Origin of the sequence: Streptomyces sp. NPDC000404 (assembly GCF_040300365.1) — a bacterium.
GTDB classification, from domain to species: domain Bacteria; phylum Actinomycetota; class Actinomycetes; order Streptomycetales; family Streptomycetaceae; genus Streptomyces; species Streptomyces ramulosus.
Genome location: NZ_JBEPDN010000010.1, coordinates 144,069 through 165,778 on the forward strand (window position 1 = coordinate 144,069; position 21,710 = coordinate 165,778).

Here is a 21,710-nt window from a genome sequence, read left to right on the forward strand (position 1 = left end):
GGAACGGTCCCGCGGCCGTCGCCGTTGGCACGGTGAGGACGGGACGGAACGGCGAGGGGGAGAGATGCGACTGGACGGCGTCGGCCGGAGGTACGGACTGCGCGGGCCGTGGGTGGTGCGCGGGGTGGACCTCGATCTGCCGGAGCGCGCGCTGGTACGGATCGAGGGGGCCAACGGCAGCGGGAAGTCCACCCTGCTGCGGCTGTGCGCCGGGATCGACCGGCCCACCACGGGCCGGATCCGCGGCCGCCCCCGCACCGCGTACGTTCCCGAACGCTTCCCGCCCGCACTGCCCTTCACGGCCCTCGGATACCTCACCCACCTGGGCCGGGTGCACGGACTGCGCGGCCCGGCGGCGGCCCGCGCGGCCGGGGCGTGGCTGGAGCGGTTCGGGGCCGCCGGGCACGCCGGTACGCCGCTGTCCGCGCTGTCGAAGGGCACCAGCCAGAAGGTGGCGGTCGCCCAGGCGCTGCTCGCCGCACCGGAGTTGCTCGTCCTGGACGAGGCGTGGACGGGCCTGGACGCCGCGGCCCGCGGGGAGTTGGACCGCGCGGTCGCCGAGCGGGTCGCCGACGGCGCGACGGTCCTCTTCGTCGACCACGATCCCCGGCGGCTGGCCGGCGCCGCCGACGCCTGCCACCGCATCGCCGACGGGCGGCTGCGCCCCGCGCCGCTCCCGGGCCCGGCGGACCACCCTGCGGAGGCCGGCCCCCGGGTGACGGTCCGCGCCGAGCCGCCCGGGGCCGGTACGGAGCTGCCCGGGGAGCTGCCGGGTCGGCCCGTGAGCGTGCGGGAGCCGGACGGCACGGCCCGGCTGACGGTCCCCGCCGCTTCCTCCGACGCGCTGCTGCGGGCCCTGCTGACGGCCCGTCCGCCGTGGCACATCCGGACGGTGACCACCCCGGAGGCGCCGCAGCCGGAGTGGCCGCCGGGCGGCGGCGCCGTGTCCGGCGGGGGAGCGCCGGGCGAGGGAACGGCGACTCCGGACGCCGCCCCGGCCGGTCCCGGAGCGGCGGAAGCGGCCGGTCCGGGCCCGGCGGGCGCTTCCTCCCGGGCCGTGACCGGTCCGGCCCCGGCACGCCCCGCCGCCCCGTCCGCCACCGCTCCGGCAGACACGGAAGGAGGCCACCGGTGATCGCCCTGCTGCGCTACCAGGCGGCCCTGTTGGCGGGCTCGCACCGCTGGCTGCCGCCGGTGCTCCTGTACGCCGGTTTCCTGGTCGTCGGCGTGGGGACGGGCAGTCCGGTGCTCGACGCCTTCGCGTTCGCCGCGGCGGCCCTGCTTCCGCTGACGGTCTGGCTGACCCGGGTCTGCGTGACCAACGAGCCGCCCGCCGCCCGCAGTTGTGTCGCCGCCACGGCGGGGCCGGCCCGGGCGCACCTCGCGGCGGTGGTGACGGCCGCCCTCGCCGCGCTGGCGCCCGCGCTGGCGGGAACGGCGTTCGTCGCGCTCTTCTCCGATCCCCGCTCCAACGACCAGCAGGTCCCCGTGGCGCTGCTGCCCGCGACGGCCTGCGGCCTTGCGGCCGCCGTGGTCTGTCTGCTGCTGGGCACCGCGGTCGGGGCGGTGTGCAATCGTCCGGTGCTGCACGGCACCGCATGGCCGGTCTGCGCCGGTCTGCTCGGCTGCGTCCTGCTGGTCGTACCGGCCCTCTCGCCCGCCGGCGCGGTGGTCCGGGGCCTGGTGGCGGGCTCGGTGAGCGGCACGGCCGCGATGCCGTGGCTGCCGCTCGCCGCCGCGATACCGATATCCGCGGCGGTGGTGGCCGCCGTCTGCCACCTTGCCGCCCGCCGGGGCTGACGGTCCGGCGCGGCGCACCGGCGGGGCGCCGCGCCCCGCCGGTGGGGCCCGCTACGCGCCGGTGACCAGCGGGCCCGCGTCGCGGGCCAGGGCGGTGAGGCGGGAGATCGCGCGGAAGTACTTCTTGCGGTAGCCGCCGCGCAGCATCTCCTCGCTGAACAGCTCGTCGAACGCCTTGCCGGAGGTGACCACGGGCACCTCGCGGTCGTAGAGCCGGTCGGCGAGGACCACCAGGCGCAGCGCGGTCGACTGGTCCGGTACGGCCTGTACGTCGGTGAGGCAGACGGCCTGGATGCCGTCGCACATCGCGCCGTAGCGGCTGGGGTGCACCTTCGACAGATGCTCCAGAAGGGAGGGGAAGCCGTCGAGCGAGGCGCCCGGGGTGCGGTACGCGGTCCGGGTGACGGTCTCGTCGTCGTACGGGGCGGGCGCCTCGGGCAGACCGCGGTGGCGGTAGTCCTCGCCGTCGATGCGCAGCGGCCGGAAGTGGGCGCTCAGGCCCTGGATCTCGCGGAGGAAGTCGGCGGCGGCGAAGCGGCCCTCGCCGAGCTTGCCGGGCAGCGTGTTGGAGGTCGCGGCCAGCGCCACACCGGACTCCACCAGCCGGGACAGCAGGCTGGAGACGAGGACGGTGTCGCCGGGGTCGTCCAGTTCGAACTCGTCGATGCACAGCAGGCGGTGGTCGCCGAGGGTACGGACGGTCTCCTGGAAGCCGAGCGCGCCGACGAGGTTGGTCAGCTCGACGAAGGTGCCGAACGCCTTGCGCTCGGGCGGGGCGTCGGTGGCGTGCCACAGGGAGGCCAGCAGGTGGGTCTTGCCGACGCCGTAGCCGCCGTCCAGGTAGACGCCGCGCGGGCCCTTGGGCGCGGCGGGCTTCTTGGCGAACCAGCGGCGCCGGCCGCCGCCGACGGCCGAGGCGCCGCCGCCGATGCCCGCGGCGAAGGCGCTGAGCACCGTCACGGCCTCGGCCTGGCTGGGCTGGTTCGGGTCCGGGATGTAGGTGTCGAAGCGGGCGCCCTGGAAGCGCGGCGGCGGCACCATCTCGGCGACCAGCCGGTCGGCGGGGACGTGCGGGGTGCGGGAGGTCAGCGCGGCGGGCGCGGCGTCGGGGCCGTCCGGCGATTCGGCTATCGGCGCGGACGGTGCGGACGAGGGCTGGGAAGACGACACAGCGCTCCAGCCTAGTCGCTCCGTGGTGGGTCCCGGGCCGCCGGGCGAGCCATGTCACACTGCGGCCCATGCGACGCCTGTACCCCCTCCCCGCACCTGCCCCCGCTCGCCCGGACCCGGCCGGGCCGCCGCCCGGCCCGGACGCCGCCACCGACCGCGAGTGGACGCTCGACGAGCTGGCGGACGCCTACGCGTACCCGGCCGAGGACGATCCGCTGCGCGCCGGGCGGCCGGGCTGGCTGCGCGCCAACATGGTGGCGTCGCTGGACGGGGCGGCGCACCACGAGGGCCGTTCGCAGCCGCTCTCCGGCGCCGCCGACATGCGGATCTTCGGGGTGCTGCGGGCGCTCGCCGATGCGGTCGTGGTCGGCGCGGAAACGGTTCGGCAGGAGGGGTACCGGCCGGCCCGCGCCCGGGCGGCGTTCGCCGCACGCCGGGCCGCCGCCGGACAGGGGCCCGCGCCCGCCGTCGCCGTGGTGACCGCCGGGCTGGGCCTGGACTTCACCCTGCCGCTGTTCACCGAGCCGCTGGTGCCCACGCTCGTCGTCACCGGCGCCGGCGCCCCGGCCGAGCGGGTGGCCGCGGCGCGCGATGCCGGGGTGGAGGTGCTGTTCGCGGGCGAGGGACAGGGCGTCGATCCGGCGCGGGTCCCAGCGGTACTGGCCGCGCACGGGCACCGGCGGCTGCTGACCGAGGGCGGGCCGTCGCTGCTGGGACAGTTCGCCGCCGCCGGGGTGCTGGACGAGATGTGTCTGTCGCTGGCGCCGGTCGTCGCGCTGGGCGACGCGCCGCGGATCATGGACGGCCCGTCGGTCGCCGTCCCGGAGCGGTTCGTCCTGGCGTCCGTCCTGGAGGAGGCCGGGTTCCTGTTCACCCGATACCGTCGAAGCTGACAATCAGCGGAATTATCCGTTCCGCTTAGCTTCCTTTGGGCACACTTAGAGCCAACGGAACCCCCGTGTGACGGCGGGGGCAGGATGGTTTCTGTGGGGTGCCGCGGCATGCCGTGCCCCGGAAGAAGAGAAGAAGGGCGTCCGTCGTGTTCACGAGCGTATTGATGATCGAGAAGCCTCTGACGCCCGCCGACGTCGATTTCGTCACCACGCTGCACGGCGACGACCCGGTCTCCTTCGTCGTCCTCATGCAGCCGCGCGGCGCGCAGGACCTGCTGCTGCGGGCCATCGACGACGTCGCCCTGGGCGAGTTCGACGACGCGGTGCGCGAGGGCGAGGAGCCGGAGGGCGACGCGGCGGACGCACCGGCCGAACGCGCGCTGGCGCACACCCTCGCGGCGCTGCGCGACGCCGGCGCCGAGGCCACCGGGCAGGTCGTCGAGCGGCATCCGCTGGACCGGCTGCGCGAGATCGTCGACGAGACGGGCGCGGACGAGGTGATCGTGCTGACCACCCCCCACTTCGTGGAGGAGTTCTTCCACCGCGACTGGGCCTCCCGCGCCCGCCACAAGGTCGGCGTGCCGGTCCTCAAACTGTTCTCGCACGCCCCGGAAGATCCGCCCCAGGCGCAGGAGTGAGCCGCCCGTCCGCCACCTCGACGACCGCGTCGACCGCCGTCAGATGCGACCGGTCGTGCGTGACCAGCACCGTCGCCGTACCGCGCCGGTGGGTGAGCGTGGTCAGCAGCTCCAGCACCGCCGCGCCGCGCGCATGGTCGAGGGCGCTGGTCGGCTCGTCCACCAGCAGCACGGCCGGGTCGTTCATCAGTGCCCGCGCGATGTTGACGCGCTGGCGCTGACCGCCGGAGAGCTGGTGCGGCCGCTTGTCCGCCTCGCCCGCCAGCCCGACGGCCGCCAGCAGCTCCCGCGCCTGCTGCCGCGCGGCGCGGGCCGGGCGGCCGTCGAGGTGGGCCATGACCTGGAGCTGTTCGGCGGCGGTCAGCGACGGGAGCAGGTTCGGCTGCTGGAAGACGGTTCCGACGGTGGTGCGGCGCAGCGCCGTCAGCGCGGCGCGGCCCAGTCCGGTGGTGTCCCGCCCGGCGAGCACCACCCGGCCGCTGTCCGGCGTGATCAGCGTCGCGGCCACCGCCAGCAGAGAGGACTTGCCCGAGCCCGACGGCCCGATCACCGCGGTCAGCGACCCGGCCGGAACGGTCAGCGAGACGCGGTCCAGCGCGGTCAGCCGGGCGTCGCCGTCCGGGTAGGTCAGCGTGACATCGGTCAGTTCGAGGCTCATCGGGCACTCCCCAGGGCGGTCAGCGGGTCCACGGACGTGATGCGGCGGATGGCGAGGGCGGCGCCGGCGGCGCCCAGCGCGATCATGATCAGCGCGGGGAGCAGCACGGTCGACGGCGTGAGGACGAACGGCACCGCCCCGCCGATGACCATGCCGAGACCGGCGACGAGCGCAGCGCCCAGGCCGGTGCCGAGGACCAGCAGCACGACCGCCTGGCCGAGCGCGTCCTTCAGCAGCAGCCCGGTGGACGCGCCGAGCGCCTTGAGCACCGCCACGTCGCCGCTGCGCTGAATCGTCCAGACGGTGAAGAACGCGCCGATGACCAGCGCCGAGATGACGAACAGGAACCCGCGCATCAGCTGCAGCGAGCCGTTCTCGGCGGTGTACGAGCCGATGCCCGCGAGCGCTCCGTCAAGCGTCACCGTCGTGGTGCCCAGCTTCGCGTCGGCGGCGGCCAGATCCGCGCCGGACGCGGTCAGCGCCACCACCGTCGCCCCGTCCCCGCCGCCGGGCAGCGCCCGCCACTCGTCCAGCGTCGTCCACACCACCGGGGTGTGGCTGTACATCGCGGCGCCCGTGACGGCGCCGACCGTCACCGTGCGGCCCCCGAGGGTGAGCCGGTCGCCGCGCGAAAGGCCCAGCTCGTCGGCGGCCTTCTGCGAGAGCACGGCGCGCCCGGCGACCGGCGCGCCCCCGGGCGCGAGCTTCGATGCCGGCCCGACCCCGAACACCGACACGGCGGCGGTGTGCCGCCCCGCCTCGGCCTTGGTGGTGGCGATGCCCAGCGGTTCGGCGCGCTGCACGCCCGGTACGGCGGACCAGCCGGCCACCGCCTTCCGCGACAGCCGCGAGTCGGTGAACGACACAGCGCCGCCGTCGGCGGGCTTCGAGAACACCAGGTGATCGGCGGGGAGCGCGGTGATCGCCGAGGTGTTCTCCCGCCCCAGGCCCGCCGTCAGCCCCGACAACAGACCGACCAGCACCGTGATGAGCACGATGACCGTGCCCATCAGGGCGAACCGGCCCCTCGCGAATCTCAGATCCCTCCAGGCGACGAACACGGCACCGTCCCTCTTGTTCCGCGGTGGCCGGGCCCACTGCCCGGCGAAGGACTCCACCGTCCCGCCCCGGGGCGCCCCGGGGCATCGCGCCCGGGAGCGGTTCCCCCGGATCGAAAGGTGCGGCACCCGCTCAACCTTTCGATGGATGCCGCTCCCCGCGCGCCATGCCTAACCTGGAGAAATCGTGACCGACCCCGCCCTGACTCCCGCCGTGCGGGTGCTGCGCAGCTGCCTGCACCTGATGGTGGCGGCGCTCCTCGCGCTCGCCGCCGCCCGTGCCGCCGTCGACGGCAACCCGCACACCGGCGCCGTCGTCGCCGTCAGCGCCGTCCTCCTCGGCTGCTACGTCGCGGGCCCGCTGCTGCCCGGCGTCCGCCCGCGCAGCGGCGCCGCGGCCCTGTGGCTGACGGTCCTCGCGGCCGTCTGGGTCGTGCTGCTGGCGCTCACCCAGGACGGCGTCTGGCTCGCCTTCCCGCTCTACTTCGTCCAGCTGCACCTGCTGGCGCCGCGCTGGGGGCTGCCCGCCGTCGCCGTCACCGCGGTCCTCGCGGTCGCCGGGTTCGCCCGCCACACCGGGGCGCTGGGCGTCGGCACGGTCATCGGGCCGGTACTCGGCGCCGCCGTCGCGGTCGCCGTCGTCCTCGGCTACCAGGCCCTCTACCGGGAGAGCGAACAGCGCCGCCGGATCGTCGAGGAGCTGACCGCCACCCGCAGCGAGCTGGCCGCCGCCGAGCACGCCGCCGGGGTGCTGGCCGAGCGCGAACGCCTGGCCCGGGAGATCCACGACACCCTCGCGCAGGGCCTGTCCAGCATCCAGCTGCTGCTGCGGGCCGCCGAACGCGCCCTGCCGTCGCGCCCCGAGACCGCACTGGGACACGTCGTCCACGCCCGCGCCACCGCCGTCGACAACCTCGCCGAGGCCCGCCGCTTCGTCCGCGAACTGAGCCCGCCCGACCTGGAGGCCGGATCGCTGCCCGCCGCCCTGGAGCGGCTCTGCGCCACCACCGCCCGCGCAAGTGGCCTCGCCGTGCACTGCCACGTCTCCGGCACCCCCGCCGAACTCCCCACCCCGCACGAGGTCGCCCTGCTGCGCATCGCCCAGTCGGCGCTGGCCAACACCGTCCGGCACGCCGGGGCCCGCCGCGCCGAGCTGACCTTGAGCTACATGGACACCGAGGTCGCCCTGGACGTCGTCGACGACGGCACCGGGTTCGACCCCGGCGCCCTGCCGCCCGCCGGGACGCCGACCGCCGACGGCACCGGCTTCGGCCTCGCCGCCATGCGGGCCCGCGCCCGCGCGCTGCACGGCGCACTCGCCGTCGAATCCGCCCCCGGCGAGGGCACCGCCGTCGCCGTCACCCTGCCCCTGCCGCCCGCGGACGCCGGCACCCCGGACCGCAGCGAGGAGACCGCCCCGTGACCGACCCCGCCCCGATCCGGCTGCTGCTCGCCGACGACCACCCCGTCGTACGGGCCGGACTGCGCGCCGTCCTGGAGACCGAACCGGGGTTCTCGGTCGTCGCCGACGTCGCCACCGCCGAGGAGGCCGTCACCCTCGCCGCGCTGCCGGGCGTCGACGTCGTGCTGATGGACCTCAGGTTCGGCGGCGAGATGCGCGGCTCCCAGGCGACCGCCGCCATCACCGGCCGTCCCGGCGCACCCCGGGTCCTCGTGCTGACCACCTACGACACCGACGCCGACATCCTCGCGGCCATCGAGGCGGGCGCCACCGGCTACCTCCTCAAGGACGCCCCGCCCGAGGAGCTGGCCGCCGCCGTCCGCGCCGCGGCGGCCGGGAAGTCGGCCCTGGCGCCGACCGTCGCGCTGCGCCTGATGGACCGCATGCGCGACCCCGCCGTCGCGCTCTCGCGCCGCGAGACGGAGGTGCTCCAGCTCGTCGCGGACGGCCTGTCCAACGCCGAGGCCAGCAAGCGGCTCTTCCTCAGCCAGGCCACCGTCAAGTCCCACCTGGTGCACATCTACGCCAAGCTCGGCGTCGACTCCCGTACGGCGGCGGTGGCGGCCGCCACGGCGCGCGGTCTGATCCGCCGCTGAGCCGGACGGGCCCGTCTGCCGGCGCCCGTCCGCCGTGGCGCGGAGCGGCCGGGCACGCGGTGTCACCGGTGGGTGCGAGAATCGACGGCAGCACGAGAGCCGCGACGATCAGGGAGTCACCCATGGCAGCCGCCATCCCAGCCTCGATGGACCGACCGCACTTCATCGGCATCGGCGGAGCCGGTATGTCGGGCATCGCCAAGATCCTCGCGCAGCGCGGCGCCCGCGTCGCGGGCAGTGACGCCAAGGAGTCCGCGACCGCCGCCGCCCTCCGCGAGCTGGGCGCCACCGTCCACATCGGCCACGCCGCCGAGCACGTCGCATCGGACGCCACCGCCGTCGTCGTCTCCTCCGCGATCCGCGACGACAACCCCGAGCTGGCCGCCGCCCGCGAGCGCGGCGTCCCGGTGGTGCACCGCTCCGACGCGCTGGCCGCCCTGATGGACGGCGTCCGCCCGATCGCCGTCGCCGGTACCCACGGCAAGACGACGACCACCTCCATGCTCGCCGTCTCCCTGACCTCGCTCGGCCTCAAGCCGTCGTACGCCATCGGCGGTGACCTCGACGCCCCCGGCTCCAACGCCGAGCACGGCAGCGGCGAGATCTTCGTCGCCGAGGCCGACGAGAGCGACCGCAGCTTCCACAAGTACGCGCCCGAGGTCGCCATCGTCCTCAACGTCGAGCTGGACCACCACGCCAACTACGCCTCGATGGACGAGATCTACGAGTCCTTCGAGACCTTCGCCGGCCGCATCCGCCCCGGCGGCACGCTGGTGATCTCCGCGGACCACCCCGGCGCCCGGGAGCTGACGGCGAAGATCGCCGGGAAGTTCGACATCCAGGTCGTCACCTACGGCGAGTCCAAGGACGCCGACGTCCGCATCCTGAAGATCAACCCGCGCGGTCTGACCAGCGACGTCAGCGTCTCCCTGGCCACCGGCCGGATCCTGACCTTCACCGTCTCCGTCCCCGGCAGCCACTACGCCCACAACGCCGTCGCCGCCCTCGCCGCCGGTATCGCCCTGGGCCTGCCGCCGCACAACCTCGCCTCCGCGCTCGGCACGTACACCGGCGTCAAGCGCCGCCTCCAGCTCAAGGGCGAGGCGGCCGGGGTGCAGGTCATCGACTCCTACGCGCACCACCCCACCGAGATGACCGCCGACCTGGAGGCCATCCGCGGCGCCGCCGAGGACGCCCGCGTCCTGGTCGTCTTCCAGCCGCACCTCTTCTCCCGCACCCAGGAGCTGGGCAAGGAGATGGGCCAGGCGCTCGCCCTCGCCGACGCCTCCGTCGTCCTCGACATCTACCCGGCCCGTGAGGACCCGATCCCCGGCATCACCAGCGCCCTGATCGTCGACGCCGCGCGCGCCGCCGGCGCCGAGGTCACCGCCGTCGCCGACCGCACCGCCGTCCCGGACGCCGTCGCCGGAATGGCGAGGGCCGGTGACCTTGTTCTCACCATGGGCGCGGGCGACGTCACCGACCTCGGCCCCGCGATCCTGTCCCGCCTGGCCGGCTGAGCTGAGGAGACCTGATGCCGTACGAGATCGACAAGCCCGACGAACAGTGGCGCGCCGAGCTGAGCCCCGGCGAGTACCAGGTGCTGCGCCAGGCGGGCACCGAGCCCGCCTTCGTCGGTGAGTACACCGACACCACCACCGAGGGCGTCTACTCCTGCCGCGGCTGCGGCGCCGAGCTGTTCCGCTCCGACACCAAGTTCGCCAGCCACTGCGGCTGGCCGTCCTTCTACGACCCGAAGGACTCCACGGCGGTCGAGCTGATCGAGGACCGCTCGCACGGCATGGTCCGCACCGAGGTCCGCTGCGCGAGGTGCGGCTCCCACCTGGGCCACGTCTTCGAGGGCGAGGGATACCCGACCCCGACGGACCAGCGGTACTGCATCAACTCCATCTCGCTGCGGCTGACGCCGGACGCGGGCTGACGCCGGGGCGGGCCGGGGCGCGCCGGCGGCGAGCCCCGGCCCGCTCTCAGCGCTCCACCGTCACCGCCGTCACCACGAAGCCGTCGGCGACCAGCCAGCCGCCGTGGAAGGTGGTCAACCGCTGCCCGTCGATCTCGGGGCCCTCGACCAGCAGCCGGGCGGTGAACGACGCGTCGGTGGGGTCGAGGGTGAGGACGGCGTCCTCGAAGCCCAGCCAGCGGCCGGTGAGCGGGTACCACGCCTTGTAGACGCTCTCCTTGGCGCTGAAGATCAGCTTGTCCCAGTGGATCTCCGGCTGGGCCGCCTGCAGCGCGGGCAGCGCGGCGCGCTCCTCGGGCAGCGTGATGAGGCCGAGGACGCCGGGGTCGCGCACGGGTTCGTTGGGCTCCGCGTCCACGCCGACGGAGCGCAGGTCGGTGGCGCGGGCGACGGCGGCGGCGCGGTAGCCGGTGCAGTGCGTCATCGCGCCGACCAGCCCCTCCGGCCAGCGCGGCGCCCGGTCGGCCCCGGGCACCAGCGGCGCCGGCGGGATGCCGAACGTCGCGAGCGCCGCGCGGGCACAGGCCCGTACGGTGCCGAACTCCCGCTGCCGGGAGGGGACGGCGCGGGCCACGGCCGCCCGCTCCTCGGGGAACATCTCGTCCAGCGGCCGGTCCTCGAACGCCTCGGCGGTCGCGATCGGCGGCGGCAGCAGCTTCTCGATCATGCCGGGACCCCGGCGGTGACCGGCGGCAGGATCTGCACCGGGCGGCCCGGCTCCTTCGCGCGCGGGCGCCATTCGCGCGGATAGCCCAACGACACCTCCTGGTGCGGGATGCCGTCGCAGGTCAGCAGGCGCGGGATGTGCAGATGGCCGTAGACGACGGTCCGGGCGCGGAAGCGGCGCGGCCAGTCGGCGGTGGCCTCGCTGCCGCACCACAGGGAGAACTCCGGGTAGCGCAGCGGCCGCAGCGGCTCGCGGACCAGCGGGAAGTGGTTGACGAGGATGGTGGGCAGCTCCTCGGGGATCTCCCTCAGCCGCGCCTCGGTGAGGGCGAGCCGCTCCCGGCACCAGGCGTCGCGCGTCGGGTACGGATCGGGGTGCAGCAGATACTCGTCGGTGCAGATGATGCCCGCCTCGTGGGCGGTGGCGAGCGCGGAGTCCTTGTCGTGGGTGCCCGGCGGCCGGAAGGTGTAGTCGTAGAGGAGGAAGAGCGGCGCGATGACGGCGGGGCCGCCGTCGCCCTCCCAGACCGGGTACGGGTCCTCGGGGGTCAGGACGCCCAACTCCCGGCAGATCCCGACCAGATGGTCGTAGCGGGCGACGCCGCGCAGCTGCACCGGGTCGTCGGGCGGGGTCCACAGCTCGTGGTTGCCGGGGACCCACACCACCTGGGCGAAGCGGTCGCGGAGCAGGCCGAGGGCCCAGCGGATGTCGGCGACCTGCTCGCCGATGTCCCCGGCGACCAGCAGCCAGTCCGCGTCCGACTCCGGCCGCAGCTCTTCGACGATCTCGCGGTTCTCGCCGTACCGGACGTGCAGGTCGCTGACGGCGACGAGCTTCCCGGGCCGGTCGCCCGGTGTGCCGGGGCCGCCGGCGGGCCGGGAGAGGTCGGGGGCGTGGGGCAGCGGGCCCGTGGCACGGATCTCGTAAGTCACCTGCGCAGTAAAGACCGTGGGGGAGGGGGGAGGGAAGGGGCCACCGGTGCGGGCGGGGCGCGTCGGACCGGACCGGCGGAGCGCAACCGGGGCCGGTCGGGCGGTGTTCCGGGGGCGGTCCCGCCGTCCCCGGGCGGGCCGGTTCCGGGGCGTACCCGGGCGGGCCGGTGTCCGTACGGCCTTCCCGGGGGCGGCCCGGTGCCGGTGGGCGCGCCCCGGGCGCTCCGGGGCGGACGTCATGGAGCGGTGCCCCGGCGGATGCGGGTGGCGAGCCAGAGGTCGAAGCGGTCGTCGGGGTCGTCGAGGCGGCGTCCGGTGAGGTCCATGGCCTTGTCCAGGCGGTTGCGGACGGTGTGCCGGTGGACGCCGAGGCGGCGGCTGGTGGCGTCCCAGGCGCCGCCGGTCTCCAGCCACGCGGTGAGCGTCGCCACCAGCTCCGCGCCGTGGTCGTCGAGGTCGAGCGGGCCCAGCACGGTGTCGGCGTAGCCGAGCAGCGTCGGCCGGTCGCCGAGGCCCAGCAGCAGGCGGCTGGTGCCGGAGCTGCGGGCCTCGGCCGGTTCGCCGGTGGCCCGGCTGACGCCGAGCAGCCCGGTGGCCTGACGCAGCGACACCCGCGCGGACACGGGCGCGGTGGCCGGCCCGATACCGGCCGGCCGGCCCGGCGCGAACCGCCCCAGCACCTCACGGACGTCGCACTCCTCCGCGGCCACCGCCTCGATCACCCCGCCGCTGATCCGCACCAGGCCGCCGGGCAGCGCCAGCGCCAGATCCGCGGCGAGGTCCTGGGCGGCCGCCGCCCGCGCCGCCTCGTCCGGCCCGCCGGGCGCCTCGACCGCGACGCCCCGCACCCGCCCGGCCGTCAGGCCCGCCGAAACCAGCAGGTCACCGGCGCGTTCGGCGGTCGGCCCGGCGTCGGCGAGGAGTTCGGACAGCAGCGCCGAGCGGCGGCGGCGCTCCGGCTCGTCCCGCAGATGGCGGCGCTCCAGCTCCAGGGAGAGCAGCGAGACGAGGCCGGGGACGACGGCGCGGGCGGCGCCGTCCGGGCGGCCGGTGAGCAGCAGCAGCCCGCGCAGCCGCCGCGCGCCGAGCGGCTGCACCTCCAGATGGCGGCCGTCCGCCACGCTGGTGGCGCTGGTGCGCAGCCCTTGGGCTGCGACCCGGTCGACGAGGTCGCGGGCCGCCTCCGGGGGCGGCACGTCGTCCGCCGGGCCGGCGCCGGTCGCCAGCGGGCGGCCCAACGGGTCGAGGACGGCGGCGCCCACCCCGGTGGCGGCGGTCCACTCCCGCAGCACGGTGGGCAGCCCGCCGCCGACCGCCGCGGCGGTCAGCCGCCGCTGGGTGGCGAACGACCGGTGCAGCGCCGCGCGCCGCTCGTCGGCCCGGGCCGCGAAGACCGCCTTGGTGACGGCGATGAACGGCACCTCGTCCGGGACGGTCAGCAGCGGCAGCCCGGCCTCCCGCGCGGCATCGACCAGCGGCCGGGGCGCCTCCTGGTACGGCAGGTCGTGCCCGAGACCGAGCGCCAGGCAGGCGGCGCCGCCCCCGGCGACGTCCCGGACGTACTCCCGGCAGCCGGCCGCGTCGTCGGGCAGCAGCAGCCCGATGGTCATCAGCAGTTCGCCGCCCTGCAGCCACTTTCCGGGCCGCAGCAGGTCGGAGACCGTCGCGGCCTCGATGGCGCGGTCCTGCAGCGGTGGCGGGACGTCGTAGCCGGCGGACAGCGCGAGGTCCGTCCGGGCCAGCAGGTCGGCGATACGCAGGGGCATGGGGACAGTTTCCGTCACCGGTGGCGACAGGAGCGCGCGGGCATCCGCCGCGCGCCGCCGCCCGCCGGGCCGCGCCCCGGCGCACCGGTCGCCGTGTGCGCCGCCGTGCCCGGGCCGTGCGCGGTACCGGCTTGCCCCGGGGCGTCCGCCGGGGTCCGTACCGGGGCGAGCCCGGCAACCCGTCCGTGCCCCTGCCTCCACGCGGACCTGGTACGACGTCAGGTCCGCGGCCCGGGGCGGCCGGAACCGCCACCTCGCCTGGACAGCAGGTCACCCGCCCCGCAGAATCACCGCATGACTTCGCTCGACTTCCCCGCCCGACCGGCGCGCCCGTCGGACGCGGACCGGGACCGTGCGCTGCATCTGCTGCGCGAGGGCGCCGCGGAGGGGCGGCTGTCGCAGGACACCTTTCTGCGCCGGCTGGAGCTGGTTCTCACCGCGCAGCAGCACTCCGACCTCTCCCTGGCCACCGCCGATCTGGAGAGCCGCAAGGTACAGGGCGCGCTGCTGCGGGCGGTGGGCCGGGTGTCGGCGTTCCACCTCCGCATCCGCCGCGCCTGGCGCACGGAGCGGCTCCCGAAGCTGATGCTCCCGGTGCCCGGGCCGATCCCGCTGACCATAGGGCGGGCGCCCGGCGCCGGGCTGCGCCTCAACCACGAGACGGTCTCCCGCACCCACGCCGAACTCCGCAGCGAGGGCAGCGGCTGGATGCTGCGCGACCTCGGCTCGACCAACGGCACCTGCGTCAACGGCCTCCGGGTGGTCGGCGAGGTCCCGGTCGGCCCCGGCGACCACATCAGCTTCGGCAACATGGACTACGTCCTGACGGAGCGGTGACCGCCGCGCTTCGGGGCCATCGGTGACCGTGCGCCACCCCTCGCCAACTCCCGCAGCCACACAGGGACGTTGCGTGGGCACGGCGCCGCCGTACGCACAGCCGGCCGCGGGGACATCGGCCATGGCGCGGCCTTCACCCACGCGCAGGTTCCCCGCCATCGCCGACCGGGACTCCTAGCCCACCGTCTCCCGCGGCCCTGGAGCGGTCGACCGTGCGCGTCCCCAGGCGCCCAGCGGCCGGAGTGCCTCGTTGAGGCGCGTGCCGTCCTCGGTCAGCGAGTACTCGACGCGGGGCGGCACCTCGTCGTAGGACACCCGGCGCACGACGCCGGCCGCTTCCATCTCGCGCAGATGGGAGGCGAGCACCTTCTCGGTGATCCCCGGGAGGAGCCGGCGCAGCTCGCCGAAGCGCCGGTAGGGGTGCTCGTGCAGCGCCCAGAGGATCGACACCTTCCACTTGCCGACGATCACCTCCAGCGCGATGTCGATCCCGCAGATGTGTCCGTCCGGTGCGCCCGGCCGGCTCGGCGTCGTCATGGCCCCCACCCCTTGAACGCTGCTGACGTGCATGCTCACCTCAGGGTAACCACCCACTCCCAAGTGCGTACTTGTCTGCCCGCACGCCGGTGACCAGCATCTTCGGCATGACACAGCCCACCGTTGAGAAGACCTCCGTCACCCTGCTGGGCCTCGGCTCGATGGGTACCGCACTGGCCCGCGCCTGGCTCGCCGCGGGCCATCCGCTCACCGTCTGGAACCGCACCCGGGCCCGCGCCGCCGCGCTCGCCGCCGAGGGCGCGAGGGCCGCGGACAGCGCCGCCGAGGCGGTCGCCGCGAGCCCCTTGATCATTTGCTGCCTGCTGGACGACGCCTCGGTCGAGGAGGTGCTGGCCGGCACCGACCTGACCGGCAAGGACCTGGTCAACCTGACCACCGGCACCCCTGCCCAGGCCCGTGCCCGCGCCGCGTGGGCCCGCGAGCGCGGCGCCCGCTACCTGGACGGCGGGATCATGGCCGTCCCTCCGGCGATCGGCGTGCCGGAAGCCGGCGGCTACGTCTTCTACAGCGGGTCGCGGGAACTGTTCGAGCGGCACCGGGAGACCCTGGGCGTCCCGGTCGGCACCACCTACGTCGGCGCGGACGCGGGCTTCGCCGCGCTGCACGACGTCGCCCTGCTCAGCGCCATGTACGGGATGTTCGCCGGGGTCGCCCACGCCTTCGCCCTGATCCGCAAGGAGGACATCGACCCCGCGTCGCTCGCCCCGCTGCTCGCCGACTGGCTCGCCGCGATGGCCCCCTCGGTGCACCGGACCGCCGAGCAGCTGCGGAGCGACGACTACACCACGGGGGTCGCCTCCCGTCTCGCCATGCAGGTGGCCGGCGTGCCCACGTTCGTGACCACCGCCGAGCAGCAGGGCGTCAGCCCGGAACTGCTCAGCCCCTACTTCGCACTGATGCACCGCCGCCTGGCCGAAGGCGGCGGAGAGGAGGACCTGACGGGCGTGATCGATCTACTGGTGCGCTGACCGCCCGCCACGGGGCAACGGCGCCGGGCACCGCCTCAACCGCGGGCGGCGGCCGGCACGTTCACCGTGTGCCTCGGCGGGCCGCTGCGCGCGCTCCCCTCTCCGGACGCCCTGAACGGGGCGGCACCCGAGCCCGACTGGGCGGGTGCGGCTGCGGCGCCTCGGCCCGGTCGCCACGCGGGCTTCACGGAAAGCGGGCATTTTCCACCCCACTGGGACCTTTCCGTCGTGCCGCCGGCCCTGGTGGGCGGTGACCAGCTCCCATACGCCAGATGCGGTAGCGGCTAGCTCATCCAGACGGAGTTCACCAGTGACGGCCCGGCCAATCACCCGGCGCCCGGGCGTTCGACGCCCGCGCATCCAGGGGCCACCGCGCGCCGCCACGCGCCCCTGCACCGGCCGCCCCCGGCGTCGCGCCGAGAGCGCGGACCTGCGGCGGACGGGGTCCGCGGCGGCGACCGGAACGGCCGCTCCCGTCCGGCCCCGGCCCCGCACCTCGGGGCCGCACGCGGGCCATCCGGGGGCGATACGGCTATGAATCCGCTCACGTCCACCCCGCATTTCGGGGCGCAACGGCCACCTCTGACATGGGGAGTTGACGGATGGGTCGCCCCATCCTGCTGCACCGCTCCCCGCTCCGCAGTAGTCTGCCTTGATCGTTGGCACGGAGGTTCGGAAGGCGGTGGCAGGTGAGCGGCGGGCTGGAGTTGCCCCCTGGTGACGAGGGTCACGAGGGCCATGAGGGCGGCTCCGTCGATGCGCCGCCCGGCGCGGTGTCCCTGGCGCGGCCACTGGAGATCGGCGCGGAGCTCGACTGGGGCGCCGAGGCCTGGAGCGAGGTGCGCACCCGCGCCCGCCGGGCCGGTCGCGCCTACATCTGGCTGAATCTCGTCGAGCAGCGGCTCCGCGCCGTGGTCTCCGCGGTGCTGCGCCCCATCTACGGGCCGGTGCACGGCGACGAATGGGTGATCGCCGCCGCCGGACCGGCCGGACAGGAGTGGGTCCAGCGCGCGGTGGCCGTCCGGGAGGTCAGCCGCCGCAAGGGCTACCTCCTCGACCCCGCCGACGACAACATCGTCAGCTTTCTGACCCTGCCGCAGCTGCGGGAGCTGATGGTCCAGCACTGGCCCTGCTTCGCGCCGTACTTCGACGACCGCCGCGACGTCGAGCTGGGCCTCGACGAGCTGGAGGTGGCCCGCAACATCGTCTCCCGCAACCGCGCCCTGTCGGAGACCGTCCTCGCCCAGGCGGAGCGCGCCTCCGCCCGGCTGCTGGACCTCCTGGGCTCCGGCAGCGGCACCCGCACCTCCGGACGGCTGCCCATCGACGCCGTCGAGGACCTGGTGGGCGACCGCTACGCCGATGTCGTCGGCGTCCACGCGGACCGGGTGCGGCTCCAGCGGCAGCTGCCCGCCGAGGACCTGTTCGGCGGCGCCCGCCGCCTCGACGCGGTGGGCATCGGGCTCAACCTCCTCGTGCAGAACTACTCCGGCCGCCGCCTGGTCCACCTCGCCGAATCGGGCTGCCGCATCCGCCTGCTCTTCCTCAACCCCGCGAGCAGCGCGGTCCGCCGCCGCGAGCGCGAGATCGGGCTGAAGAAGGGCGAGATGAGCCGGTCCATCGAGATGAACATCCTGCACATGCGGCGGGTGCGGGCACGGCTGCGCGACCCGGGGGCGTTCGAGATCCAGGTCTTCGACGAGACCCCGCGGTTCACCGCCTACCTCGTCGACGGGGACGGGCCCGACGGGCTGGCCGTCGTCCAGAGCTATCTGCGCCGCAGCCGCGGCATGGAGTCGCCGGTGCTGGTGCTGCGCGGCGGCGGCCGGGACGTGGTCCGTCAGGGCGGCGCGGGCCGGGAGGGCGAGGCCGGGCTCTTCGAGACGTACCGCGAGGAGTTCGAGAGCGAGTGGGCGGACTCCCGGCCGGTGTCCTGACCTGCGACGGCGCCGGGCGGGCCGGAGCCCGGCGCAGAGTGCCGCACCGGGCCCACCGGGCCTCGCCCACCGGCCGGCTGTCCTCTTTGCCCCTTTCCGGTCGCGGGCACCGGTCGCGTTGTCAGTGGCGCGTGCGAGAGTGGCGGAGCAACGGGGGACGCACCACCGAAGGAGGCCCCGCCATGAGCTGGCATCAGGACCTGTTGGCCGGTTTCGACCTGGAGACCACGGGCACCGACATCGAGCGGGACCGCATCGTGACCGCCGCACTGATCCGCCTGGACGGCGACGGCACGACCGTGATCCGGCAGAGCTGGCTGATCGACCCGGGCGTCCCGGTGCCCGAGGAGGCCGCCGCGATCCACGGCATGTCCACCGCCTACGTCCGCGAGCACGGCGCCCCGCCGAGGACCGCCGTGGAGGAGATCACCGCGGCCCTGGCCGAGGCCCTGGGCGCCGGGATACCCCTGGTGGTGATGAACGCCCGGTACGACCTCTCGCTCCTGGACCGCGAGTGCCGCCGCCACGGCGTGCGGCCTCTGACCGAGCGGCTGGGCCGCGCCCCCTCCCCGGTCATCGACCCGCTGGTCCTGGACCGCCACGTCGACCGCTACCGCAAGGGCAAGCGCGCCCTCCAGGCCCTCTGCGGCCACTACGGCGTGCCGCTCGACGGCGCGCACGAGGCGGGCGCCGACGCCGTCGCCGCGGCCGGCGTCGCCCGGCGGATAGGCGAGCGGTACCCGGCCGTCGCGCTGTCGTCCCCGGAGGCGCTGCACGTGCTCCAGGAGGGCGCGGCGGCGGAGCAGGCCGCCGACTTCCAGGCGTATCTGCGGCGTTCGGGCAAGCCGGAGGCGTATGTGGAGGGGGCCTGGCCGCTCATCCCGCACCAGGCGTCGCACGACTGATCCGCCGGCCGTCCCGGCGCGCCGTCAGAAGGGGTACCACCGCACGGTCGTGTCCTTCTCGCGCAGCGAGGCGATGCGCCGGGCGAATTCGGTACGGGCCGCCGGATTGCCCGGAGCGTGCTGGGAGACCCAGGCGCAGCTCGCGGTCTCCCGGGAGCCGCGCAGCACCGCGCACCCCTCCCAGTCCCGCACGTCCCAGCCGTAGACGGAGACGAAGGTGTCGTACGCCTCGGCGGCCAGCCCGTAGCGGTCGCGGCTGAGGGCCAGCACCACGAGATCGTGCTCGCGCAGATCGGACGAGAAGGTCTCCAGGTCGACCAGGACCGGCCCGTCGGGCCCGACGTGGACGTTGCGGAGCAGTGCGTCCCCGTGGATGGGGCCGCGCGGCAGGTGCGGCTCCAGCGCCGTCGCGGCGAGGGCGAAGGCGTCCCGGCGGCCGCGCAGGTACTCCGCGTCCTGCGGGGAGACGGCGTCCCCGGCCAGCCGCAGCCACCGTTCGACGCCGCCGAGCAGTTCGCGTCGCGGCAGGGTGAACGGCGGCTCCGGCAGCGCGTGCACCAGCCGCAGCAGCGCGGCGAGGTCGGCGGGCTCGGCCGGGCGGACGGTGTCCGGCAGCCGCTCCCAGTACGTCACGGGGTGACCGTCGGCGAGCTGCGCCTGCGGCTCGGCGGCGCGTACGGCGGGGATGCCCGCGTCCGCCAGCCAGCGGGCCACGGCCAGCTCCCGCTCGGCGCGTTCGAGGAGTTCGGCGCTGCGGCCGACCCGGATGACCGGACCATGCTCGCCGAGTGCGAAGACGGCGTTCTCGCCGAGCGACAGCAGCCGGGCGTCGGCCGCGGCGTCGGGCCGCCCGGCGGCCGCCAGCGCGGCGCGGGCGCGTGCCTCGGTGAAGGCGCCGGGGCGCGGTTCATTCATGGTGATTCCTCCTGCCGGGCGTGACGTGCCCAGTTTCGCAGGTGCCGGCCCCGGGCCCGGCGGGCGGCCCCGCGACGGCCGCGGACGGATCCGGCACGGCGACGGGCGGGGGCGAGCGGCCGAAGCCGACGGGCCGGGGTCCCACGTACGAGGAGCGGCACCCGGGCCGGGGCACCCGTACCGGACGCCTTCCTCCGGCCGCGGCACCTTCGCGGCATACCCGGCGAACCGGTCCTGCCTGACGGCAGACTGACCCAACGACGCCTGACGGCCACTCCGGCTTCCGGGCCGTCAGCTCCACCGTTTGGTGATGCCCGCACCAACGGGCCCTCGGTAGCGGCCAATCCACCCTCTGTAACCGCAGATTGCCGAAATGTAAACGGTGTTGAGGTTCGAATATTCAACTACCCGCATCTTTTGGTCCACTTGTGACCGATTTTGTCTTTATGCAGGGTTGTTGTTTATCTCACACGGGGCCTCTGGCCTTGAATTGAACTCGTCAATCCGACAGGGTTTCGATCCGGCCCGGTGCAGGTCTTCCTGTCGAACCGGGCCATTGCGCAACGCTTTCCCCCCACACCACGAACGAGGAGAAACCCTCGCTATGGCTCACAAGCGTTCCAGCAAGAAGCGGCTCGTCACGGCAATCGCCGCCGCCGTAGCCGCCACTGGTATCGCCGCCGTCACCGCGGTCACCGCTGGTGCGACCCCCGCCGAAGGCAAGATTTACGGTGCCGAGGCCAAGGGCGCTGTCAACGGCAGCTACATCGTCATGCTGAAGAAGTCGATCGGCAGCGCCTCGGTGTCGGCCACCGCCCACAACGACCTCGCCTCGAAGTACGGCGGCAAGGTCAAGCGGAACTACAGCGCCGCCCTCAACGGCTTCTCGGCCACCGGTCTGAGCGACGAGGACGCCAAGCGCCTCGCCGCCGACCCGGCCGTCGACAAGGTCGTCCAGAACAAGAAGTTCCACATCGACGCCACCCAGGACAACCCGCCGTCGTGGGGCCTGGACCGCATCGACCAGGCGGACACCCAGGGCGACAAGAAGTACACCTACCCCGACTCCGCGGGTGAGGGCGCCACCGCCTACGTCATCGACACCGGCGTGCGCATCTCGCACAAGGACTTCGGCGGCCGTGCCTCCTACGGCTTCGACGCGGTCGACGGCGACAACGACGCCAACGACGGCAACGGCCACGGCACCCACGTCGCGGGCACCATCGCCGGTGCCGACCACGGCGTCGCCAAGAAGGCCAAGATCGTCGCCGTCCGCGTGCTGGACGACCAGGGCTCCGGCACCACCGAGCAGGTCGTCGCCGGTATCGACTGGGTGACCAAGAACCACAAGGGCCCCTCGGTCGCCAACATGTCGCTCGGCGGCGGCGCCGACGAGGCGCTCGACGCGGCCGTCAAGAAGGCCATCGCCTCCGGCGTGACCTTCGCCGTCGCGGCGGGCAACGAGTCGGCCGACGCCTCGCAGGGCTCCCCGGCGCGGGTGAAGGAGGCCATCACGGTCGCCTCCAGCACCAACAAGGACGAGCAGTCCGACTTCTCCAACTACGGCAGCGTCGTCGACCTGTACGCCCCCGGCTCCGACATCACCTCGGACTGGAACACCGACGACAACGCCACCAACACCATCTCCGGCACCTCCATGGCCACCCCGCACGTCGTGGGCGCGGCCGCGGTCTACCTCGGCGCCCACCCGGACGCCAAGCCGGACGAGGTCGCCAAGGCCCTCACGGACGGCGCCACGCCGGACAAGATCTCGAACCCGAGCGAGGGCACGCCCAACAAGCTGCTGAAGGTCGTCGAGTAACCGACTTCCCCCCTCAGCGCCACACGCCGGCCGTCGCGCTCGCCCCCACGGGGCGCGGCGGCCGGCGCCGTTGCGTCGAAGTGCCGTGCGCAGCCGCGGAGTTATCCACAGGAGGATGCCTCCGGAAAACGCGGTGCGCGTCCTCTC

20 protein-coding genes and 1 pseudogene are annotated in these 21,710 nt (G+C 74.8%); 13 read left to right on the plus strand and 8 right to left on the minus strand.

Features of this window, described 5'->3' with window-relative positions:
• Window positions 1-64: 64 nt before the first annotated feature.
• Window positions 65-916: pseudogene (locus ABT345_RS20605) on the plus strand (ATP-binding cassette domain-containing protein); the annotation flags it as partial.
• 215 nt (window positions 917-1,131) lie between these two features.
• Window positions 1,132-1,800, plus strand: a complete 669-nt coding sequence (locus ABT345_RS20610) for an ABC transporter (protein WP_345085549.1) — start codon at window positions 1,132-1,134, stop codon at window positions 1,798-1,800.
• 51 nt (window positions 1,801-1,851) lie between these two features.
• Here ABT345_RS20610 and zapE read toward each other — a convergent pair whose 3' ends face one another.
• On the minus strand, window positions 1,852-2,970 hold the full coding sequence (zapE, locus tag ABT345_RS20615) for a cell division protein ZapE (RefSeq protein WP_345085552.1): 1,119 nt from the start codon (window positions 2,968-2,970) through the stop codon (window positions 1,852-1,854).
• 68 nt (window positions 2,971-3,038) lie between these two features.
• Here zapE and ABT345_RS20620 point away from each other — a divergent pair, with 68 nt between their 5' ends.
• Both ABT345_RS20620 and ABT345_RS20625 read left to right on the plus strand, forming a co-directional pair.
• Window positions 3,039-3,863, plus strand: a complete 825-nt coding sequence (locus tag ABT345_RS20620; protein ID WP_345085555.1) for a pyrimidine reductase family protein — start codon at window positions 3,039-3,041, stop codon at window positions 3,861-3,863.
• A gap of 164 nt (window positions 3,864-4,027) precedes the next feature.
• On the plus strand, window positions 4,028-4,501 hold the full coding sequence (locus tag ABT345_RS20625; protein WP_345085557.1) for a putative universal stress family protein: 474 nt from the start codon (window positions 4,028-4,030) through the stop codon (window positions 4,499-4,501).
• On the opposite strand, the gene ABT345_RS20630 is transcribed toward ABT345_RS20625, so the two are convergent.
• Both ABT345_RS20630 and ABT345_RS20635 read right to left on the minus strand, forming a co-directional pair.
• Entirely contained in the window at window positions 4,452-5,159 is a 708-nt protein-coding gene (locus tag ABT345_RS20630; protein ID WP_345085559.1) for an ABC transporter ATP-binding protein, read from the minus strand. The two genes, ABT345_RS20625 and ABT345_RS20630, sit on opposite strands and share 50 nt — an antisense overlap.
• The gene (locus ABT345_RS20635; protein WP_345085562.1) at window positions 5,156-6,220 is read right to left on the minus strand and encodes an ABC transporter permease; all 1,065 of its coding nucleotides are present in this window, start codon (window positions 6,218-6,220) and stop codon (window positions 5,156-5,158) included. Before ABT345_RS20635 ends, ABT345_RS20630 begins: the two co-directional genes overlap by 4 nt.
• 241 nt (window positions 6,221-6,461) lie before the next feature.
• Here ABT345_RS20635 and ABT345_RS20640 point away from each other — a divergent pair, with 241 nt between their 5' ends.
• The 4 genes from ABT345_RS20640 (at window position 6,462) to msrB (ending at window position 10,217) form a co-directional block, all read left to right on the plus strand.
• On the plus strand, window positions 6,462-7,640 hold the full coding sequence (locus ABT345_RS20640; RefSeq protein WP_345085873.1) for a sensor histidine kinase: 1,179 nt from the start codon (window positions 6,462-6,464) through the stop codon (window positions 7,638-7,640).
• Entirely contained in the window at window positions 7,637-8,275 is a 639-nt protein-coding gene (locus tag ABT345_RS20645; protein ID WP_345085565.1) for a response regulator, read from the plus strand. Before ABT345_RS20640 ends, ABT345_RS20645 begins: the two co-directional genes overlap by 4 nt.
• Window positions 8,276-8,397: 122 nt before the next feature.
• Window positions 8,398-9,795: a UDP-N-acetylmuramate--L-alanine ligase gene (murC, locus tag ABT345_RS20650; RefSeq protein ID WP_345085568.1), complete on the plus strand. Its 1,398-nt coding sequence runs from the start codon at window positions 8,398-8,400 to the stop codon at window positions 9,793-9,795.
• Between the two features lie 14 nt (window positions 9,796-9,809).
• Window positions 9,810-10,217, plus strand: coding sequence for a peptide-methionine (R)-S-oxide reductase MsrB (gene msrB / locus ABT345_RS20655; RefSeq protein ID WP_345085571.1), 408 nt, complete (start codon window positions 9,810-9,812; stop codon window positions 10,215-10,217).
• 46 nt (window positions 10,218-10,263) lie between these two features.
• Here the strand turns inward: msrB and ABT345_RS20660 are convergent, their stop codons facing one another.
• The 3 genes from ABT345_RS20660 to ABT345_RS20670 all read right to left on the minus strand — a co-directional run bounded on the left by ABT345_RS20660 (window position 10,264) and on the right by ABT345_RS20670 (window position 13,621).
• Entirely contained in the window at window positions 10,264-10,923 is a 660-nt protein-coding gene (locus ABT345_RS20660) for a 4'-phosphopantetheinyl transferase family protein (protein WP_345085574.1), read from the minus strand.
• Window positions 10,920-11,855 (minus strand): metallophosphoesterase family protein, encoded by a 936-nt coding sequence (locus ABT345_RS20665; RefSeq protein ID WP_386461092.1) that lies wholly within the window; start codon window positions 11,853-11,855, stop codon window positions 10,920-10,922. The genes ABT345_RS20660 and ABT345_RS20665 overlap by 4 nt, the downstream gene beginning before the upstream one ends.
• A 236-nt stretch (window positions 11,856-12,091) precedes the next feature.
• Window positions 12,092-13,621: a PucR family transcriptional regulator gene (locus tag ABT345_RS20670; RefSeq protein WP_345085577.1), complete on the minus strand. Its 1,530-nt coding sequence runs from the start codon at window positions 13,619-13,621 to the stop codon at window positions 12,092-12,094.
• Window positions 13,622-13,915: 294 nt separating this feature from the next.
• On the opposite strand from ABT345_RS20670, the gene ABT345_RS20675 reads away from it, so the two are divergent.
• Window positions 13,916-14,458 (plus strand): FHA domain-containing protein, encoded by a 543-nt coding sequence (locus ABT345_RS20675; protein WP_345085580.1) that lies wholly within the window; start codon window positions 13,916-13,918, stop codon window positions 14,456-14,458.
• A gap of 174 nt (window positions 14,459-14,632) precedes the next feature.
• Here the strand turns inward: ABT345_RS20675 and ABT345_RS20680 are convergent, their stop codons facing one another.
• Window positions 14,633-14,995, minus strand: coding sequence for a winged helix-turn-helix transcriptional regulator (locus tag ABT345_RS20680; protein ID WP_345085583.1), 363 nt, complete (start codon window positions 14,993-14,995; stop codon window positions 14,633-14,635).
• A gap of 107 nt (window positions 14,996-15,102) precedes the next feature.
• Between ABT345_RS20680 and ABT345_RS20685 the strand changes: the two genes are divergently transcribed.
• The 3 genes from ABT345_RS20685 to ABT345_RS20695 all read left to right on the plus strand — a co-directional run bounded on the left by ABT345_RS20685 (window position 15,103) and on the right by ABT345_RS20695 (window position 18,826).
• Window positions 15,103-15,984 carry an NAD(P)-dependent oxidoreductase gene (locus tag ABT345_RS20685; protein ID WP_345085586.1) on the plus strand — a complete coding sequence of 294 codons (882 nt, stop codon included), beginning with the start codon at window positions 15,103-15,105 and terminating at the stop codon, window positions 15,982-15,984.
• Between the two features lie 689 nt (window positions 15,985-16,673).
• Window positions 16,674-17,921, plus strand: a complete 1,248-nt coding sequence (locus ABT345_RS20690; RefSeq protein WP_345085589.1) for a DUF5919 domain-containing protein — start codon at window positions 16,674-16,676, stop codon at window positions 17,919-17,921.
• Between the two features lie 182 nt (window positions 17,922-18,103).
• Window positions 18,104-18,826, plus strand: coding sequence for an exonuclease domain-containing protein (locus ABT345_RS20695; protein ID WP_345085592.1), 723 nt, complete (start codon window positions 18,104-18,106; stop codon window positions 18,824-18,826).
• 24 nt (window positions 18,827-18,850) lie between these two features.
• On the opposite strand, the gene ABT345_RS20700 is transcribed toward ABT345_RS20695, so the two are convergent.
• The gene (locus ABT345_RS20700; RefSeq protein ID WP_345085595.1) at window positions 18,851-19,741 is read right to left on the minus strand and encodes a phosphotransferase; all 891 of its coding nucleotides are present in this window, start codon (window positions 19,739-19,741) and stop codon (window positions 18,851-18,853) included.
• A 604-nt stretch (window positions 19,742-20,345) separates the two neighbouring features.
• On the opposite strand from ABT345_RS20700, the gene ABT345_RS20705 reads away from it, so the two are divergent.
• On the plus strand, window positions 20,346-21,563 hold the full coding sequence (locus tag ABT345_RS20705) for a S8 family peptidase (RefSeq protein ID WP_345085598.1): 1,218 nt from the start codon (window positions 20,346-20,348) through the stop codon (window positions 21,561-21,563).
• The last annotated feature ends 147 nt before the right edge of the window (window positions 21,564-21,710 follow it).

Coding starts and splice junctions, on each gene's coding strand:
- ABT345_RS20620 (WP_345085555.1), top strand. CDS start 3,039: ATGCGACGCCTGTACCCCCTCCCCGCACCTGCCCCCGCTCGCCCGGAC.
- ABT345_RS20625 (WP_345085557.1), top strand. CDS start 4,028: ATGATCGAGAAGCCTCTGACGCCCGCCGACGTCGATTTCGTCACCACG.
- ABT345_RS20630 (WP_345085559.1), bottom strand. CDS start 5,159: ATGAGCCTCGAACTGACCGATGTCACGCTGACCTACCCGGACGGCGAC.
- ABT345_RS20640 (WP_345085873.1), top strand. CDS start 6,462: ATGGTGGCGGCGCTCCTCGCGCTCGCCGCCGCCCGTGCCGCCGTCGAC.
- murC (WP_345085568.1), top strand. CDS start 8,398: ATGGCAGCCGCCATCCCAGCCTCGATGGACCGACCGCACTTCATCGGC.
- msrB (WP_345085571.1), top strand. CDS start 9,810: ATGCCGTACGAGATCGACAAGCCCGACGAACAGTGGCGCGCCGAGCTG.
- ABT345_RS20660 (WP_345085574.1), bottom strand. CDS start 10,923: ATGATCGAGAAGCTGCTGCCGCCGCCGATCGCGACCGCCGAGGCGTTC.
- ABT345_RS20670 (WP_345085577.1), bottom strand. CDS start 13,621: ATGCCCCTGCGTATCGCCGACCTGCTGGCCCGGACGGACCTCGCGCTG.
- ABT345_RS20675 (WP_345085580.1), top strand. CDS start 13,916: ATGACTTCGCTCGACTTCCCCGCCCGACCGGCGCGCCCGTCGGACGCG.
- ABT345_RS20680 (WP_345085583.1), bottom strand. CDS start 14,995: ATGACGACGCCGAGCCGGCCGGGCGCACCGGACGGACACATCTGCGGG.
- ABT345_RS20685 (WP_345085586.1), top strand. CDS start 15,103: ATGACACAGCCCACCGTTGAGAAGACCTCCGTCACCCTGCTGGGCCTC.
- ABT345_RS20695 (WP_345085592.1), top strand. CDS start 18,104: ATGAGCTGGCATCAGGACCTGTTGGCCGGTTTCGACCTGGAGACCACG.
- ABT345_RS20700 (WP_345085595.1), bottom strand. CDS start 19,741: ATGAATGAACCGCGCCCCGGCGCCTTCACCGAGGCACGCGCCCGCGCC.
- ABT345_RS20705 (WP_345085598.1), top strand. CDS start 20,346: ATGGCTCACAAGCGTTCCAGCAAGAAGCGGCTCGTCACGGCAATCGCC.